Source organism: Cupriavidus sp. CP313, from assembly GCF_054072015.1.
This window is the reverse complement of the sequence record NZ_JBSVZB010000010.1, coordinates 197879-213626: the sequence shown is the minus strand read 5'-3', so window position 1 is coordinate 213626 and position 15748 is coordinate 197879. Positions and strand designations below refer to the sequence as shown.

General features: G+C 61.1%; 14 protein-coding genes and 1 pseudogene. 2 read left to right on the top strand and 13 right to left on the bottom strand.

Annotated elements, in window-relative coordinates:
* Positions 1-230: hypothetical protein (locus ACW4E8_RS16525; RefSeq protein ID WP_456805489.1), on the top strand; the 230-nt coding region annotated here is incomplete at its 5' end.
* Here ACW4E8_RS16525 and ACW4E8_RS16520 read toward each other — a convergent pair.
* From ACW4E8_RS16520 to ACW4E8_RS16500, 5 genes and pseudogenes are all read right to left on the bottom strand, one after another.
* Complete coding sequence (locus ACW4E8_RS16520; protein ID WP_231881534.1) at positions 222-572, bottom strand: hypothetical protein; 351 nt, start codon at positions 570-572, stop codon at positions 222-224. The two genes, ACW4E8_RS16525 and ACW4E8_RS16520, sit on opposite strands and share 9 nt — an antisense overlap.
* An 8-nt stretch (positions 573-580) precedes the next feature.
* Entirely contained in the window at positions 581-2461 is a 1881-nt protein-coding gene (locus ACW4E8_RS16515) for an integrase (protein ID WP_456805302.1), read from the bottom strand.
* The gene (locus tag ACW4E8_RS16510) at positions 2458-4338 is read right to left on the bottom strand and encodes an integrase (RefSeq protein ID WP_456805301.1); all 1881 of its coding nucleotides are present in this window, start codon (positions 4336-4338) and stop codon (positions 2458-2460) included. Before ACW4E8_RS16510 ends, ACW4E8_RS16515 begins: the two co-directional genes overlap by 4 nt.
* Positions 4335-5783, bottom strand: a complete 1449-nt coding sequence (locus ACW4E8_RS16505; RefSeq protein WP_456805300.1) for a site-specific integrase — start codon at positions 5781-5783, stop codon at positions 4335-4337. The genes ACW4E8_RS16510 and ACW4E8_RS16505 overlap by 4 nt, the downstream gene beginning before the upstream one ends.
* Before the next feature lie 87 nt (positions 5784-5870).
* Positions 5871-6278 (bottom strand): annotated as a pseudogene (locus tag ACW4E8_RS16500) (transposase); the annotation flags it as partial.
* A gap of 209 nt (positions 6279-6487) precedes the next feature.
* Here ACW4E8_RS16500 and ACW4E8_RS16495 point away from each other — a divergent pair.
* Positions 6488-7171 carry an SOS response-associated peptidase gene (locus tag ACW4E8_RS16495; RefSeq protein ID WP_456805488.1) on the top strand — a complete coding sequence of 228 codons (684 nt, stop codon included), beginning with the start codon at positions 6488-6490 and terminating at the stop codon, positions 7169-7171.
* Between the two features lie 121 nt (positions 7172-7292).
* On the opposite strand, the gene ACW4E8_RS16490 is transcribed toward ACW4E8_RS16495, so the two are convergent.
* From ACW4E8_RS16490 to ACW4E8_RS16455, 8 genes are all read right to left on the bottom strand, one after another.
* Positions 7293-7880 carry a hypothetical protein gene (locus tag ACW4E8_RS16490; protein WP_456805487.1) on the bottom strand — a complete coding sequence of 196 codons (588 nt, stop codon included), beginning with the start codon at positions 7878-7880 and terminating at the stop codon, positions 7293-7295.
* Positions 7877-8830 (bottom strand): nucleotidyl transferase AbiEii/AbiGii toxin family protein, encoded by a 954-nt coding sequence (locus tag ACW4E8_RS16485; protein WP_456805486.1) that lies wholly within the window; start codon positions 8828-8830, stop codon positions 7877-7879. Before ACW4E8_RS16485 ends, ACW4E8_RS16490 begins: the two co-directional genes overlap by 4 nt.
* A gap of 259 nt (positions 8831-9089) precedes the next feature.
* The gene (locus ACW4E8_RS16480; protein ID WP_456805485.1) at positions 9090-12206 is read right to left on the bottom strand and encodes a hypothetical protein; all 3117 of its coding nucleotides are present in this window, start codon (positions 12204-12206) and stop codon (positions 9090-9092) included.
* Between the two features lie 24 nt (positions 12207-12230).
* Positions 12231-12578: a hypothetical protein gene (locus ACW4E8_RS16475; protein WP_456805484.1), complete on the bottom strand. Its 348-nt coding sequence runs from the start codon at positions 12576-12578 to the stop codon at positions 12231-12233.
* Position 12579: 1 nt separating this feature from the next.
* Positions 12580-13881, bottom strand: a complete 1302-nt coding sequence (locus tag ACW4E8_RS16470; protein WP_456805483.1) for a hypothetical protein — start codon at positions 13879-13881, stop codon at positions 12580-12582.
* Positions 13878-14582, bottom strand: coding sequence for a hypothetical protein (locus tag ACW4E8_RS16465; RefSeq protein ID WP_456805482.1), 705 nt, complete (start codon positions 14580-14582; stop codon positions 13878-13880). Before ACW4E8_RS16465 ends, ACW4E8_RS16470 begins: the two co-directional genes overlap by 4 nt.
* A 130-nt stretch (positions 14583-14712) precedes the next feature.
* Positions 14713-15117, bottom strand: a complete 405-nt coding sequence (locus tag ACW4E8_RS16460; RefSeq protein ID WP_456805481.1) for a DUF6750 family protein — start codon at positions 15115-15117, stop codon at positions 14713-14715.
* 91 nt (positions 15118-15208) lie between these two features.
* Entirely contained in the window at positions 15209-15733 is a 525-nt protein-coding gene (locus ACW4E8_RS16455; RefSeq protein WP_456805480.1) for a hypothetical protein, read from the bottom strand.
* Positions 15734-15748: the final 15 nt, after the last annotated feature.

Sequence of the window (15748 nt, the reverse complement as noted above, 5' to 3'; positions counted from 1 at the left end):
CGCCGCTTCGAATAGCCGTGCTTGCGTACCTTCCACTCGCCCTCACCGATACGCGCAAGAGAGAAAAAATGGACATCAGCCAGAGCCCTGCAAATACTAGAATCAGCAGACTACCGGGTGTCCATAGATCAGCAGAAAAAAATGGACACAACGACCGTCAGAATGTCCATTTCCAGTCGCAAGTTTCGCAGCTGATTTCGAGTGAAGATGCCCGCCGCAATCTAGCGTAGCTGCAAGGGCAGGACGCTACCGCCACGCAGCGCGGCCAGTTCCTTGCGCAGGCGAAACACCTGATGGAGCAGGGCAAGTTCACGAGCCAGCGATTCGTCAAGCTGTGCCTGCAGATCCTTCGCGTCGCCCTTTGCGCGGTTCAGACGCTCGGTGAGTTCGAGCTTCGGGCGCCCGGCCACTGCATTGGCCGCGTCGATCGCTGCGATCAGTTCGGTGAACTGTGGGCGCGACTTCTTGATGCTGCCCTTCTTGCGGCCCGCCTCGATCGCCACGGTGTCGTTGTTGATACGCGCACCCTTGCGGTTCTTCAGCCGCTCAAGAGCGGCATAGTAGTCGGTCATGGCGCCGCTCATGCTGCCTCCGATTTGATCAGTTTCTCCTGCGCTTCAAGCAGTCGTTGCAGCGCCTGCGCCTCGATACGGTATTCGACGCTCGTCTCATCGACCGCGCGCAGCTTCGCGACCGTAACCTGCTGCGCGTTGATCACGCGACGAAGCTTCGATGGCACGACCACGAGGTTACGGCAGTCCGATTCAAGACAATCCAGACGCATCCAGTCGAGTGGCGTCGACTTGCACTGCTCGACACTGGCGCAGCCGCCCAGCACCGTCTCGCGGTACGCCAGCTCGCCCTTCACGAACATCCTCATCGTCTGCTCGCGTGAGTAGACCGACACAGGCGAGGCCTGCACGGCACGGCTCTGCGTCCACGCTGCGTGGCCGCCGAACAGCCGCACGTCAGAGAACAGCACCTGCTCGGCGTATGCAAGGTACTCGGACAGGCCCTGTGCCCCGGCCCATTCGTTCGCGAAGTGGGTCCTATCAGTGTCGATGAAGCCCTTCGCGAATGCCGAGCCACGAGCGTAGTACATGCTCATCTCCTGCGTGATGTGCTGCAGCTGACGTTTGAGCGTCGGCAGCGTCACCAGTCCGCTGCGGTGCGCGTATAACGCGAGCGTCCTCCGAAGCTGGTGCCGCGTGAACGGCCACTGCCGCCCGACCGCGTACTTCGGCTCGTCTTCCCACGCGCGGTGCATGTCGACACGCTTTAGTTCAGCGATGTCCTCGACCGTGATCGTCGGGAAAACGCGCTCACGAAAGGCTTCGATATCGTTATGAACGGTACTCGCCGCCCGGTTTGCTACGTATCCCATATGCAGTCCCATCCGGCAGAACAGCAGGTGCGAACCGTCCGTCGATTCGGCGTAGCCCTGCGCGCCGTGTGCACGGTGTGCCTCTCCCGATAGCCGTTGTGCGAGCCCGACAGCACGGGCGGCGAGCGGGCTGGTCACCCAGCGTGCGCGCCTGGGACGCCCGCCCGACAGCTTGGTCGTGATGCCCTCGATGGTGTAGTGGGTTACGCCATCCAGACGGGTCTCGCTCAGGCAGTCGTATGGGAGGCTCTCTGCTTCTGTCGCACGCATGCCGGTGAACGACAGGATGACAAGCTGGCATAGCGCCCTGATCGACGCCACAAGCGACGACGCGACGTAAGGGACTGCCTTGTACCCGAAGTGTGCAGCTACCCTTACCAGTTCTGAAGGGACGGACGGACTCTCGCCGGCATACAGTCGTGCGAGGTAGTCTGACAGCACGTCGACGATCCCTTCAGCGACGCCGAGGTCATGTTCACAGGCCAACAGGAAGTGCTGGTAGATCCGCGTCGGGACGACAGGGTGTTGTGAGTTTCCAGCACGTTGCGCGAAGCGTTCGAGCAGAGGCTTGTGCAGTTGTGCCAGTGGTACGCGCAGCCCTGTGGTCCCGACGCCCAGACGGTGAAGCTTCACCAGAACTGAATGAAGGCGCTGGGCCTTCCTCTCCATCCCGGGTTGCGCCACATAGTCGAAGACAATAGCGACGCTGGACAGCCCCTCGTAGAGAGTAAGCTCACGTTCGGCGGCAAAGAACGCGAATCCCTTCAGGCAGGCTGAGCCAGAGTTAAGCGTACTGGACGCCGGTACCGTGTCGGTCGCTTCGTGCATCAGAAAGTAGATCACCTGCTTCCACTGTCGCGTAGTCGCTTCTGAAAGGGCTCGACTTGCGCCGTCAGGCAGGTGGCCCCTGAAGTAGATATGGGTGCGCGGCCCAATCGTATATGCCCGGATGTCCCAGGCAGCGTCACTAAACAGCGAAACAGCGTTCGCAGCCTTGTCGCGCGTAGCCACTGTATCGTCCTCGACACGATACCAGTCGGGGCGCTCAGCGATCGGCGCGATCAGCGTGTTGTTCATGCCACCCCCAATTCGTAAAGCTGGTCGAGCTTGGCCGACCAGAAAGCGTCCAGATTCCCATCGACATCAACGTCCTGCTCGATCTGATCGACCAGCGCGGCGTCGCGCTTACGCAGTTCATCCAGCAGGAAGTCAATGCGGCGCAGCACCGCGCCGAACGAACTGTCGTATTGCTCGATCGAGTCGGCACGTCCGCTCACGAGCCTGACGCAATGACGGCAGCCCAGCAGCTTGTGGATGTCGGCGGCGTCAGCGTGCACGCGATACTGGTCGCAGAAGAGACATCCTTCGGTCGAGCGGCAGTCCGGCTTCACGGTGACTGAAGCGGCGATCGGCACTGGCTTGCGGAATTCGATGCAGACGCCCACCGCGCTCCTGATGCTGCCAGCCGGGTCGTCGCCGGTCTTCAGCACAGTCTTCTCGACCGAAGCGAGGAACACGCCCATCTCGGCCTTGTGCGCGGCGTCCGTGCCGTTCGAGTACGAACGCAACGCTGTTTCCACCGAGTGCCCCATCAGCCTGGCTGCGATGACAGGGCCGTGGTTACTTACCGCCCAATCCTGCTTTGCCGCACGCCACTGACGTGCGCTAATGCGCGGCAGCACGATCCCGAGCGTGTCGAGTCGATCATAAAGAAGGGTCAGAAATTGGGTTGGGAGAGGCATGGGCCGTCGTCGCTGCGGGCTATGTCCGACTACGATGAACAACGCGTCGCAGCCTGCGTCCTGTACCAGATACTCGCGCAATGCGAGATACGCCTTGAGCTTCGGCATGAAGCCCAGCGAGACGGTGAACGTAATCTCTTTAGCCCCTGCACGATACTTGACCTCGCGAAACTTCTGACGCACAACCGACGCATCCTGCAGGCTCGCGGCAAGCTCCAGACTCCACTTCATGGCCAGCAGCTGTGCGAGGTTGACGCCCGTTTCGGCCAGAAACAGCGCGGCAAAGCAAAAGACGGCCATCGAAGCGTGTGAGCGCCGGATCTCTGACTGCGCGTCCTCGTTCGCCGCCGCAAGATGTTTAGCCGCACTTCTGGCGATGTCCCCCGAACGCTTAGAAGGGTTCTTGGCTTCAGCCTCAGCCATGCGCATCGTGAGTTCTTCCCGGGTGCGCGGCTCTCCCGTTTCCAGATTCCAGCCAGCCAGGCCGTGAGAGCCGTCGCCTCCGCGACGATGGTGTCTGCGCGGAACAAGGCAAAGACTCTCACCGCGCGCTGTGGTCACGTGTACCGGGTACGGCTTGAAGTCGAGCACCAGCGTGCTGATACCGCTGAAGAGCGCGTCAGCCCACGCGAGCAGGGTGGCCTGGGCTTCGGCGTCAGGCACCGCCGTCGGCACCGAAGCATCCCGTTGGCGGCCCAGCACCCTCGCGTCGGCGCAGAAGTCGTCGTTTCGGAATAACTCACGTAGCATCGACAACAGACGGCGCTGACTGATGTCGACGGAATTGCGCTTCAGGTTGCCCAGCGAGACCTGTTCGCGCCTCTCACGGAAGTAGCGATGAACCGCTTCCGCCGTAGTCTTCTCGTGACAGAGCACCTGATGCAAGCCCTGCCTGTCGGCCCAGTTGACGAACTCAAGCACGACGCGCAAAGCACCGTCGACCGTCCTTGGACGCATCGCGCCAAGGGTCATGCGCCCGGAAAGCTGCGTCACCAGCAGGCGTACGACCCTGGCGCGTTCACTGCTGAAGCTTGTGGGGTCGAAAGTGCGTCGCGTACACCGCAGGCTCGACGCGTCACGCTTCAAGTAGCAAATCTGCCCGATATCGGAACGTCCGCTCATGCCTTCCCACCTGAGCAGCGCGCGCTCGGGATGTAGCAGTGTTGTACCCTCCGCGAGCGGCATGCGCACTTCTTCGTACTGGCGGCTCATGCAGCCACCGCCGTGTCAAGGGTGCGCGCGACCAGCGTCGACAGGTGCACGCCCCAGCCATCCTGGACAGCGTCGAACAGCTTGCAATTCTCGCGGTAAGCGAGGTAGCGCTCGGTCGTAGACGGTTGCACGTGCCACATCAACTGCCGCAACTGATCGAGCGCCCGCGTGTACTTCGTCTCATTCGCTGTCATCGTGTCGACCATGTTCAGCCCGTAGGTCGCGCGCAGATCGTGGAAACTGAACTCGTACCTGGGGTTGCCAAGCTGCACGCGCATCATGGGTAACAGTTCGTCCCTGATGAACTGGCGCACGGCCTGCCCTGTCTTGACGTGGCGGCGTACCTGCGGGCCAGTGCTGACCGGGCCGCGCGACGCGCGATCCTCGTAGAGCGGCGCACCGCGATAGCTGAGAAAGAGCGGCTGGACGGGATGATCGCCGCCGTCTGCCAGCTGGCGACGCTTGCGCGCGCGATCGCTGTGCACATAGGTGTAGAGCCGTTCATAGAAACTGCGCGGCAGGTGCAGCACGCCCTTGACCCCGCCCTTCGTGTCGATGCCCGTACCCGGCCCGCAGGCGAGACGAATGTCGTCGCCGTGAAACTCGCCCGGTTTGCGCATCACGTGTCTCGCGCGCACGGTCAGTACCGTCTGAATGCGGGCGCCCGTCAACAGCGCGAACAGATGAACGAGCGTCATCTCGGTATTGCCGAGAGTGGCCAACGATTCAAGCAGCACCGACTGCTCGGCAGAGGGCAGCGGGCGCAAGCGACCACCGTCCTGGATGTGATCGTCCCACGGGTCATCTGCGCGCCGGCCACTGATCGACAGGTCGGTGGTCTTGACCTCGATCGCGCGGCTGAAGCCCTTATGGTCTCTGAACTCGATGAAGCGGCCAGATTCGGCCCACGGCGCGTTCGCGGGCCTGAAGCCTGCCTCGGTCATGAGCCAGCGATAAAAGCGCACTACGGCGCCCATACGACGCCTGGCGACGCCCGGAGACAGTTCGCCTGCCTGCACGGCCAGCCTGATCGAGGCACTGTAGCGGTAGGTTGGACGTTGCCGCTTGTTCGCGGGGAATGCCAGCCAGTCAACGCCCTCGTTATCCAGATAACGACGGAACGCCACCAGGTCGTCAGCAATGCTGGCGAACGTCAGCATGTTGGGCGACGGCTTCGACTCAATCATGTCGATGAGCCACAGGTTCGCCTCAGCCCACGGTGCGCCGTCAGCGAGCCGGACAACAGGAAAGAGAGGAAAGGTGCCTGTGATCCACTGCGGGCGGTCGTCGCGCCGCTTGCCGGTGTCAGGGTCTGCGAGTGGGACAGTGTGATAGATCGTGCCGCCCTCGGGCGTGGTAATGCTGACCGGCGTCGCGCCGGATGTGTTGCGGTCAACGACCTCGGTCAACGGCAGATGCCGGATGGTCGTTCGTCTTGCTGTCATCGCCCAGATCCTCATGCTGTGTTTGAGTGGTCGTCCTCATTAACACAACGTGCGAGTATCAAGAAATCGTTCCTGGCTTGCGCATACACCGAACACCTTCAGGCCGGTGCTGTCGACCACCAGATGCAGCTTTTGCCCCGCGCGCAGCGCGGGCAGAACGACCTCCAGGTCCTGTGCGCGACGGCTCAGGGTCGAGTAGTTCGGCACCGGCAGGTCCGCGAAGGCAAGCTTGCGCAGGCTTATGGCAAAGCCTTGGAGCGCGCGCAACGGCAAGTGGAACACTTGCTTGAGGCCAAGCAGCATCTGAATGACGGCATCCGGATAGACGCACGGGCGGCCGCGCTTGGACACACCCACGCCCGGCGACGCCAACACGCTTTGGTCTATCCACATCGTGACGTCTCCCCTTGCAATCAGACCGGCGTTGTATTGCGCCCAGTTCTTGACGCGATAGGTGCCCTTGGGCTCGGCTTGCTTCTGTGTGTCCCTGCGCATCTTCCCGGCAAAAGACGAGAATCTACGCACCCGGCCCGATTGTTTACAGCGCTATCTGCTCAGACCGTTGCGCGTAAACGTCAACTCGCCGTGCGCAGGGCGGATTTGTGCAACAACGCCAGGCACGACCGAATGCCAGTTGCGCACTTCTCGTGTCGCGCATGGCTTAGCGTATCCGTTTGATCTAATTGAGTCCAAGGAGGAGGGACATGTGCAACAACTACATCCCTGTGCAGGCCCAGTTGCTGCGCGACGTCTATGGCGTAGAACCTCCTGCCGAGGCATACCCGCCGGAAACCTGGCCCGACTATATGGCCCCGATCGTGCGGCTCGATGCCGCCGGCGGAAGGCTGGCTGTGCTGGGCAACTTTGGCATGATGCCGAAGTCCCGGATTCCACCCGGTGTCAAACCCTTTGAGACGACGAATGCCCGATCGGAGACTGTTGGGGAAAGGAGAACATTCTCGGCAGCCTGGAAAAATGGGCAGCTCTGCCTGGCCCCAGCATCCGCGTTATTCGAACCCAACTACGAGTCCGGGCCAAAGTCGGTGCGGTACCGCATCTGGGAGCGTGACCAAGAGAACTTTGCTATCGCCGGCCTGTGGCGTGACTGGCCGGACGGCTTCACATCCTGGACCATGCTTACGGTGAACGCCGAAAACCACCCGCTGATGCGCCGCATGCACGCCCCAGGGAAGGAGAAGCGATCGGTGGTGATCCTGCATCGCGATCAGTGGGACGACTGGTTGAGCTGCAGCGACCCAGAAGTCGCGCGCACCTTCCTCAATCTATACCCCGCCGATCTGATGGACACCGAGCCCGCGCCCAGAGCTTCGCGAAAGTCGAAGCCACAGCAAGCCTCCGATCAGGCAACGCCAGACCTTCCGTTCTGAAACGCGAAGCAGCGCCAGAACGGTTGGCGAACAACAGGCACGGCGCGGCACAAGTATCAAGCCCACCCCCGTGGGACGCGAGTGATGATGATCGCCGACAGGCGAGGCTAACCCATCGCCGTCAGCAAGGCCTTTGATCACGCTTCAACGTCACCGCATGCTGCTCGTCGTGCTCCGCGACCTTCTCCAGCAGATCTGCCGGGACATCGAACTCATCAAGGTCATCCGCATTGGGGCACCACATCTTGCCAGCGTGCTCGAGGCAGTCGAGCAACGCATTCTCCGGGGTGAGCGCCGGCAGCCCGTAGACAGGCTCACCCCAGGGAGAGAACTTTCGATACCACCGCATTGACCGTTTGAACACTTCCACACCTTCCATAGAGGGATGGCTGCCATCGTTCAAGACAGCGATGGCTACAGACTGGGGGATCTGCGTGATCCACCCGTAACGGTGCAGGACAGTTGGACCGATTACGACGGCAGATGGGTACGCCATCTTGATAGCGTGCGCGCGATTTTCTTCCCAGTTCGGATGTGTGACCAGATTGTAGTAGAGCCCGAGGCGGGGCCCGGCGGCATGCACCATGCCCTGCTCTTTCCATCGCGCAACAGTTGCCTTTACGGCAGCGTGGTCCTTGTCGAGCAGCATCGAGATGTCGCGCAGCGAAAACACCGCCGGCATTTTGCGCAGCGTCCTAAACGAGTTCACGGCTTCTCCGGGGCGATCCGGACGGGTTTGTCCTCCGGCGCGTTCTCGATCAGGATCGTGACCGCTCGCGAGCAATGGAGCTTGGTGACATCCACCATCTCCTGCACGGTGTGTGGCCACATTGCACTCCACATCGCCGGGGCGATCCAAGGTTTCAGCCCCACTTCCATGCTGGCCATCAACTCCTCGTTCGGCTTCTCCACCAAGCCCTGCAGACCCTCAATCGCGTCAAAGGCAGTCTGATCGTAGAGCGCCGCGGTGTTGTCCATCCAAGCAAGGAACTCCGGCACGTCGCCAAACACCTTGTCAGCATTGAATGCCTGCCCCGTTTCCGCAGACCCATCGCGCAGTTGCGTGGTGAGGAACCAGACGTCGAACACATCCCTTGGCTTCAGTCGCCCCCTGTGCGCGATGGCATTGAGCTTGTCAAAAAAGATCTGCTTGGGTGTCGCAACATTGAAGATGGGACGGACCGTCGTATAAAGGGTCGCGCCTCCGCTCGGGGCTAGAGTCCGGTGTACACCTTCGTAATGCGCTGCCTTGTCAGGCGGCACCTGCCAGAACTCGGTCTTCACCTTCACCTTGCCGACCACGTCCGGCAGGGTGATACCAATCTGGAACATGGCGAGCTGCTTGCCCTTTCCGCTCTTGTCGGCCAAGTCGACCTTGGCACCTGGATAGAAGGGAACAATTGCGTGCTGGACCTCGCGGGCGACGAGGTGCATTGCTTCGGACAGCTGCTCGGGCCTGACGTTGCCCGCGATGAAGTCCAGGTCCTCCGAGAAACGAGGGGAGGCCCAAGCCAAGGCTAGAGACGTCCCCCCCTGGAACGTAAGGGAATGGCGATCGAAGTCCGCGCTCTGCGACAGAGCGTTCAGGGTCAAGAAGTGCGCCAGGCTGGCCACTTCGCGTTCTGTCTGTGGATCGAGGGCCTTACGGGACGGTGCCATTGAAGTGTCTCTTTTCCGACATCCCGGGGAGTTCGCCCGGGTAACGTTTAGCTCACCACTTTCTGGCGAATTATAAGGCACCCCCGTGAATCTACCAAACACGATACGGTTTCCCGGAACTTATCCGCAACTTACTCGGGGAGGCCAGCCAACTTTCAAGCATGAAAGCGGTTCAATCTTAGAAAATTAGGGCCACACATACCGCTTACATGGATCAGAGGCTGCGCGTGCAAATACGATACGGTATTACGTGTCCTATTTACTCTTCCGCAAGGGCCTCTTGACGGCGTGCCTTCTCGCTCATCAGGCGGTCAACCATCTTGCGGGCCACGGTGGCTACGATGCCGTTCTCGTCCGCCTGCTCGTCGGCTCGCATGTTCATCCGGGCATCCTGGATTGCATGGCGGGCAGTCCCCGAGGGAAACGCCTTTGCCAGCTCTACAAGCCCACGCCAGGAATCACCACCGAGCCTTTCAACCACAGCCCGTCGAACACCGACGTCCAGCGCCGATGAGTTAAAAGCCCACCGCTCCAGACTGGAGGCGCTGTTATAGAGCAACTGCGAGACGTCACCTCGCTCGGCGGTCTTGAAGAGGCCGAAGAGCGGCGCACCCTTCTCGGTCGGGCCCAGGCAGTCGTTGGTGATGATCCGACGCTCGGATTCGCTCAGACCAAAGACCTTGGCCACCTCATGGGAAGCCTCCTCCGAGCCCACACCTAGGATGAAAAAGTTGGTCGCGTTGTCGCGCAGCGGCTTCGGAAAGTCCTGCAACATTTGTGACGACAGTAAAGGAACCAGGTTGTACTTGCGGCCGACCCGGAAGTCCTCGACGACGAGCGACATGACTGCCTCCTTCCCAGATGCCATGTGGAACTCGTCGTATTCCAAGAACTTCAATGTCTCCCACATGATCTTGACCCGTCGCGCTTGGTAGGCCTTGTACCGCTCGGGCATCAGCGGCTCGACCTCCTCCCACTTGAGGAAGTAGTTCTTCGCGCCGAGCTGCCGTGCAAACAGGATCATCATCTCCGCGCGCCGCTTGCTCTCCTCGGAGACCGACGAGGCGACCACCTCTTCCAGGTCAATGGCCACGATACGTGCGTCACCCAGATCGAAACGCGTAGTGGTCGAGAAAAGCGCATACTCGCGCATCGCTGTGGAGATCGATCGGGTGAATACGTCGGTGATAAGTTCACCAGACTTTGCCGGCGTCTTGGCGTAAAGGTCCTGTACCGATTTCATCCGGGCCGCGGCCACGAGCGACTCGAGAGTGGGGACGGCAAACCGCTGGGCCGTGGTAGCTGCGTGGACCTCGCCCAAATCAAAGAGCTTGTCGACGACCTCCCAAACTCGCGGGAGGCGATTCTCGTCAATCGAGAACCCAGCAGCGACGAGGCGTTCTGAGATCTCCGGGTCGAGCGCATACTGCCAGCGCTTCGCGTTGATGCTCGAGCGGTCGACGTCGCCGTATGCAGCATCAATGACAGCACCCACATACCGACTGCCCTCTTCGCCCAGGCCTGGGCAGATGGCAAGCACCATCGCGATCTGGAAATCCCGCTCACGCTCGGTTGGCCGTTCCGCCCCGAGCTGGGTGTCAAACATGTTGATGGCGAAATCCGGCGTGTTGCGCAGGCGGATTGACACTGCCTGGTGGCGTTTGCTCGCAGGAAGCATCGCACGGAGAGTCTCTACCAGGGCAGCCGAGGACATGCCATTGTCGATAATGGTCATGTACGGCAGCTCGGACAAACCCGGCGAGAAGGCCAGGCCGGCGTTGATGACGTTCATGAGGAACGATTTGCCGCGTCCGGGCGGCGCAAAGATAAGCGTGCCCCAGAAAGCCTGGATTGTGGTCCCAAACCCAACCGGATAGGGCTTGCCCTCGCGTGTGCGCAACAGAAGCTGCCCCTCAGTCCACGGAGAAGCAGGTCGGAACACCGGCAGCATGCGCGCAAAGGTCCCGATCGGACCGGGCAGGAAAGGGGCCGGGCTCCCGCGTCCCAGGCCGGGAGCGGCTGCCACATGCAGCGAAATCGGATCTCCAGACTCGTTGCTCGCAGTTGAGCCACCCCAATTCTGGATGTCCATTTTCACCTTGGCCAGCTGGTCGCAGGTTTCCTCCTTGCTGCGCGCCCAGGTCGAGCAGACAATCCGGATTGCCGCGATGTACATGCCGCGGTCCCGCATCGCTTTGAGCGAGTTCCAGGCATCTCGCAGCGCCCGATTGTGGGTGCCAAATCCACCAAAGAATCCGGCGAACATCTGGTCGAGCTTCTTGAACTCCAGGCCATTCGGGCTGATCTCGAACGACAAGGCAACCGGAAACTCCTTGCCGATCCGCTCCATCAGGGTCGAGAAGCTGGGTGCGGGATCGTCATGCGGACAGACGTCCATTTTGATGGCGCCATACCAGAATCCCGCCCTGCGGCAGAGTTCAAAGTCATCATAGACCTCGGTGGTCGGCTCGCTGAAAAGCTGGCGCGCTAACGGTGCCGGCATGGCATGGGCAATATCCCCCTTGCGCTGAAGCGCCGATGCGGTCGGTGCCCTGAATCCGAAGAGATCCGGCCGCCAACTGCCAGGCAGGTCGCTGCCGTTGACATAGCGCCCCAAGGCGGCGCCGGCCTCCGCGCAGTCAAGCTTGTCGATCATCAGGCCCAGGCCTGCCTCCTGGTTCTCGAAGTTGTGCTGCAAGCTCTTGAGCATGGCGTCGTGCCGCGCCTCGAGCAGCCCGGCGACTGGAACAATGGACTGAGAGAAGTCGGCATTGCCGCCACCGACGGCATTTGCCTTCGCCGCGGCCGCGACCTGGTCAGCAGCGGCAACTGTGGCGCGGTCAGCCTCCTTTTGCGCGAGGCCACCACGCAAGGTAAAGGCGGCCATTAAGATGGTCTCATCGCTCGCCACGGTGCTGAGCAGCTGGATTCGCTGCCTAAACCATTCCCGGGCATGGTCGCCTGCACCGAGCCGGGATGCCGTGTTGATAGATGAGTTGAGCGCCTCAGTGATCACCCGCTTCGTCCCATGCGGGGCTGAGAGGTAGCCAAACGCGACACTGTGCTGGCGCCCAGTTCCATCGCCAAGAATCGTACGGAGCTGGTGCCCAAGGCGATCGGCGAGCCTGTCAAAGTCGTCCGGACCGATATGTCGCTTGGCGCCCCGGATGCGAAAGTAGGACACCAGGTCGCCGGTCGACGTGATGAAGGTGTTCGGGCCAACAGGTGAGATCAGTGCAACCCGCGACTGGATATCCCCGCCGAGGAAAAAGCCGGAAAGGTAATACAGGGAGCGCTCCAGGGCGCCTTTGTTCACGATCGCCAGTGCCATGATGGCCAATACGACCACAGCGATCACAATGTAGGTAGAAATCATGTCGAGATTCAGTATCGGTCTATCTCAGGCGCCAGTCTCACGCGTGCGGTCTGCAGACGGCGGCTGCACCTGGTTCATCGTTGGGATCAAGGGGGCGGCTTGGCCCGCCGCGACATCGACCTGCAGTTGTTCGGCAAAGATCGCCATCAGGGCGCGTGTGCCCTCTTGCCGTTTGTCGCTCTGCGCGTACTTCTGGTAGAGCATCGTTGCACGCACCGCCGACTGCCTCGCCCCGTCCATTGCGAGATCGTCAAGTTCCACGATCATTTGCAGCCCACCACGGTCCAGCAAAGGCAAGAACGCGGCATCCGGCCCGGAGAAAGGCTCGAAGAAATCCGGATATCGGCCGGTCGTAATCAGTTCGTTTTCCATGTCAACTCCCAACTTCCACGTCATAGCTATCCGACGTCGTCACGGTACCCAAACCGCCCTCTCCTTCTTCACAAGGCGAGACGCCAGGCACCAGCGATTCAGCTGCGGGATACATAAACCCAAGGTCACGCTTGAACGTCAATAGAGCCTGGAGCTGGTCCTCCCGGACGCGTAGGCCAATCTCTCCGTCGCCGTAGCGCCTGACGAGAAACCCGGCTGCATGAGCGCGACAGGCGACCCCAAACATGAATCCCCGGTCATAGGCCCGCAGCCATGCTCCGGTGGCCGACGCAAACCGCCCTTTACTCCCTTGATAGCACTCGGCGGATAGGACGGCATCCAGATGTGCTTTACCCACCAGACCAGCGGAGTAAGACATGGTCAGTTGGGAGCGAACCGCGAGGGGTACCGGCATCTGCGATGGTGCTGCCAAGAGACAGTAGCCTCTCTCATTTATCAGCGCAGCGTGAACATGTACGCGGCAGAGTGGTCCCAGCCAGTCCAGCTCCGGCCCGCACGCCCAGAGGCGGAGTTGTTGCTTCCTCTTCCCCGTCTGGCCGAAAGCAGCAAGTGCGACCACATCCGGCGCCGTTTCACTCCAGTCGATAGCAAGGTTCACAAGTGTTGGCAGCCTGTCAAATCGCTGACCTTGCCCGACCTCTACCCAGTCCGCCCCCGCCGGAACTAGTTGAGCCAGTAACTGCCTGGCATACGCCAGGCGGTTGAACCGCAACGTCACCGGTACTAGCCTCTCGAGAGGCTCGAACGGCCAATTCGGAGCGGAGCGGTCTTGACAGGCGTGGCCGAGTCGGCTGCCAATCGAGTCGGCTGATGCCTTGTGCGGTGGCTCCATGCGCATCGCCATGGCAATATCTTCGGAGAGAGTCTCGCCATCTAAAGGCGAACCACCATCCAAGTCCCAGCCGTACACCCTCGACGCGACGGCCACCGCCCTGGACATGATTGTGGCGATTGCCACTCCCTCTTGCGCGTTCAGTGGGTAGCCGCGCGAATAAGCCAGTCCAAGATCGTAGGCAATGTCCGAGATGCTGGCGCCAAAATAGTCGCTTGCCCGCAGCCCGGGATGGGTACGAGAGATGCCCCGATCGGGCACGTTCGCCACCCAGAACATGTCCGTGCGAAGGTCGTTCATCGACCGGATCCGCTGCGGCAATGCATCAGGGAGATATGCGGTTCCCGCACCACGCTCCTGCGGGTCATCGAAGATCACCAGACCACAAGCAGTTGTCCTTTGGATCGGCGCATGGATTGCCAGCGACGGCCTTGCCGCAAGCGCCATCATAGGTTCTCCTTCTCGACGACGGCGTGCGTATCGAGCTTAATCAGTGTCCGTGAGGACAGCTCCGTCCAGCTGGATACGGGAAGGCCGCTCTGCTCTCCCTGGAGCTTGCTTCCGATGGCGGTGAGCAAGTGCTCGTGGAATGCCAGGCGCAGGTCCTCCACCGCCTCGCCCCGATGCGCGTACTCCGCATCGGAAAGCGCCAGCATGGCAGCGTGGAAGTCCCGCGGGGAAGCGGACCCCCAACTGGCCTTGGCGAATACAGTTGCTTCGTTGACTACCTGCAGGACTTTCAAGGCCTGATCTCGTTCGCGCGGGTCGATAAGCGCGCACGCGATCGCTCGATAGAGATGGTTGAGGTCGCCGGCAGAAATGCCACCATCGGCTACTGATGGCACGCGCATTAGGCGGGTCTGCAGTGCAATCTTCTCCCCCTGCGACCGCGCCGCTGGTGTGCGTTGGCCCACATGATGGTATGGGTGACAGAGCGCGCAAACCCCGGCCAGATTGCGAGCGCTGATATCGTCGTGATTTCCGTTGAGGTGAAGTGCCTCGGTTGTGGACTTGCTGCGAAATCCGCACACCGTGCAGGTGAAGTTTGCCGCAGCGATTGCTTTATCCTCAGCGAGCGCAATTGCAGCGTCATGGCTCTTGGCGCCTGCCGTTTGTAGTCGACGTTTGATGCCGACAAGTAGAGCGTTCACGAGCTCCTCCGTACGCATGAGTGAGATCGAAGGGTGCCGGGTGCCTAACACCCTGCCCGGCCAGGTTGGGAGGGGTCGAGCTCGATGATTGGGGCATCGAACTCCCAGGTAGGCTCTGGTAACTCTGTCCTTAGAAGCTCTGCTGACGACCGATGTCGCTCGAGCTACCGCCCGTGGTCTCAACCAGAGTAACAATCACAAACCAAATCACAATCAGGCCGGCACCGCCGCCGAGGGAGTAAAGGATGTGACCAACTTTCACGTTCTCCCGGTCATTGCTCCGGTCCTTGATCAGCTTGAGTCCGTACAGGACACCGGCCACGCCCATCACCAGCGCGATATTCACCAGCGTGGTCACAGACGCCTTGGCTGTGGCGTCGATGTTGCTGAGCATGCCGACAATACCGCCGGCGGCGTAGGCCGCCTTCGACGCATTCACACCCATTAGCGCCACAGCTGCCCGGGCGAACGAACCTTTCCATGCCGACCAGGTTGTAGCACTCAGGCGGCTCGCTTTGTTTTTGATACGTTGCATGTTTTCCCCTATTAATCACCAAAGAATTCCATCCGCACGCGGCGGAGTTCCCACCCAAGATGCGAAGCGACGTTGGGTACATCGCTTCGGCTTAACCTCCGAACCAGCTGCCGGCCAGACCGCCGATGTTGACCAGGCAGGCCCCGCCGAGCACATGCCAGAACCCGCGCCACCCAAGGTCCCTGCCGCCGGCCGACGCACCCTCACTGAGAGAGTTCCAAAGCAGCAGTCCACGAAACACAGCAGCCCACCCAAGCGCTGCCAGCCAGTAGACCGCGACGCTCACCACAAACATGAGGGTTTCGTTGCCGGCAACTTGACTGGGCATATACGAGAGCGCCTCGCGCGGATCCGAAATACCAGTGCCGAACAACAACTCGACGGTATTGCCCGCCACCGTGGCCAGCTGGGCGAGTAGCGCTGCGATCAGGAAATTGATGGCTACCGGACCGATCGTTGGCTGTCCTTGACGATGGCCCTTGCTAGCCGCGACGAGCTTACGCAGGCCGCTGAAAGCGATCCACGCCGCGCCGAGAACACACGCCCCCGAGGTCAGTAGCGAAACGAGCGCCTTGCAGAACGCGATCGATCCTTCCAGGAACGCTTGCCAATCCATCGTCTTGTCCCTTGG

Coding starts and splice junctions, on each gene's coding strand:
- ACW4E8_RS16475 (WP_456805484.1), bottom strand. CDS start 12,578: ATGGAAAACGAACTGATTACGACCGGCCGATATCCGGATTTCTTCGAG.
- ACW4E8_RS16520 (WP_231881534.1), bottom strand. CDS start 572: ATGACCGACTACTATGCCGCTCTTGAGCGGCTGAAGAACCGCAAGGGT.
- ACW4E8_RS16485 (WP_456805486.1), bottom strand. CDS start 8,830: ATGGCACCGTCCCGTAAGGCCCTCGATCCACAGACAGAACGCGAAGTG.
- ACW4E8_RS16495 (WP_456805488.1), top strand. CDS start 6,488: ATGTGCAACAACTACATCCCTGTGCAGGCCCAGTTGCTGCGCGACGTC.
- ACW4E8_RS16455 (WP_456805480.1), bottom strand. CDS start 15,733: ATGGATTGGCAAGCGTTCCTGGAAGGATCGATCGCGTTCTGCAAGGCG.
- ACW4E8_RS16470 (WP_456805483.1), bottom strand. CDS start 13,881: ATGATGGCGCTTGCGGCAAGGCCGTCGCTGGCAATCCATGCGCCGATC.
- ACW4E8_RS16510 (WP_456805301.1), bottom strand. CDS start 4,338: ATGAGCCGCCAGTACGAAGAAGTGCGCATGCCGCTCGCGGAGGGTACA.
- ACW4E8_RS16505 (WP_456805300.1), bottom strand. CDS start 5,783: ATGACAGCAAGACGAACGACCATCCGGCATCTGCCGTTGACCGAGGTC.
- ACW4E8_RS16515 (WP_456805302.1), bottom strand. CDS start 2,461: ATGAACAACACGCTGATCGCGCCGATCGCTGAGCGCCCCGACTGGTAT.
- ACW4E8_RS16480 (WP_456805485.1), bottom strand. CDS start 12,206: ATGATTTCTACCTACATTGTGATCGCTGTGGTCGTATTGGCCATCATG.
- ACW4E8_RS16460 (WP_456805481.1), bottom strand. CDS start 15,117: ATGCAACGTATCAAAAACAAAGCGAGCCGCCTGAGTGCTACAACCTGG.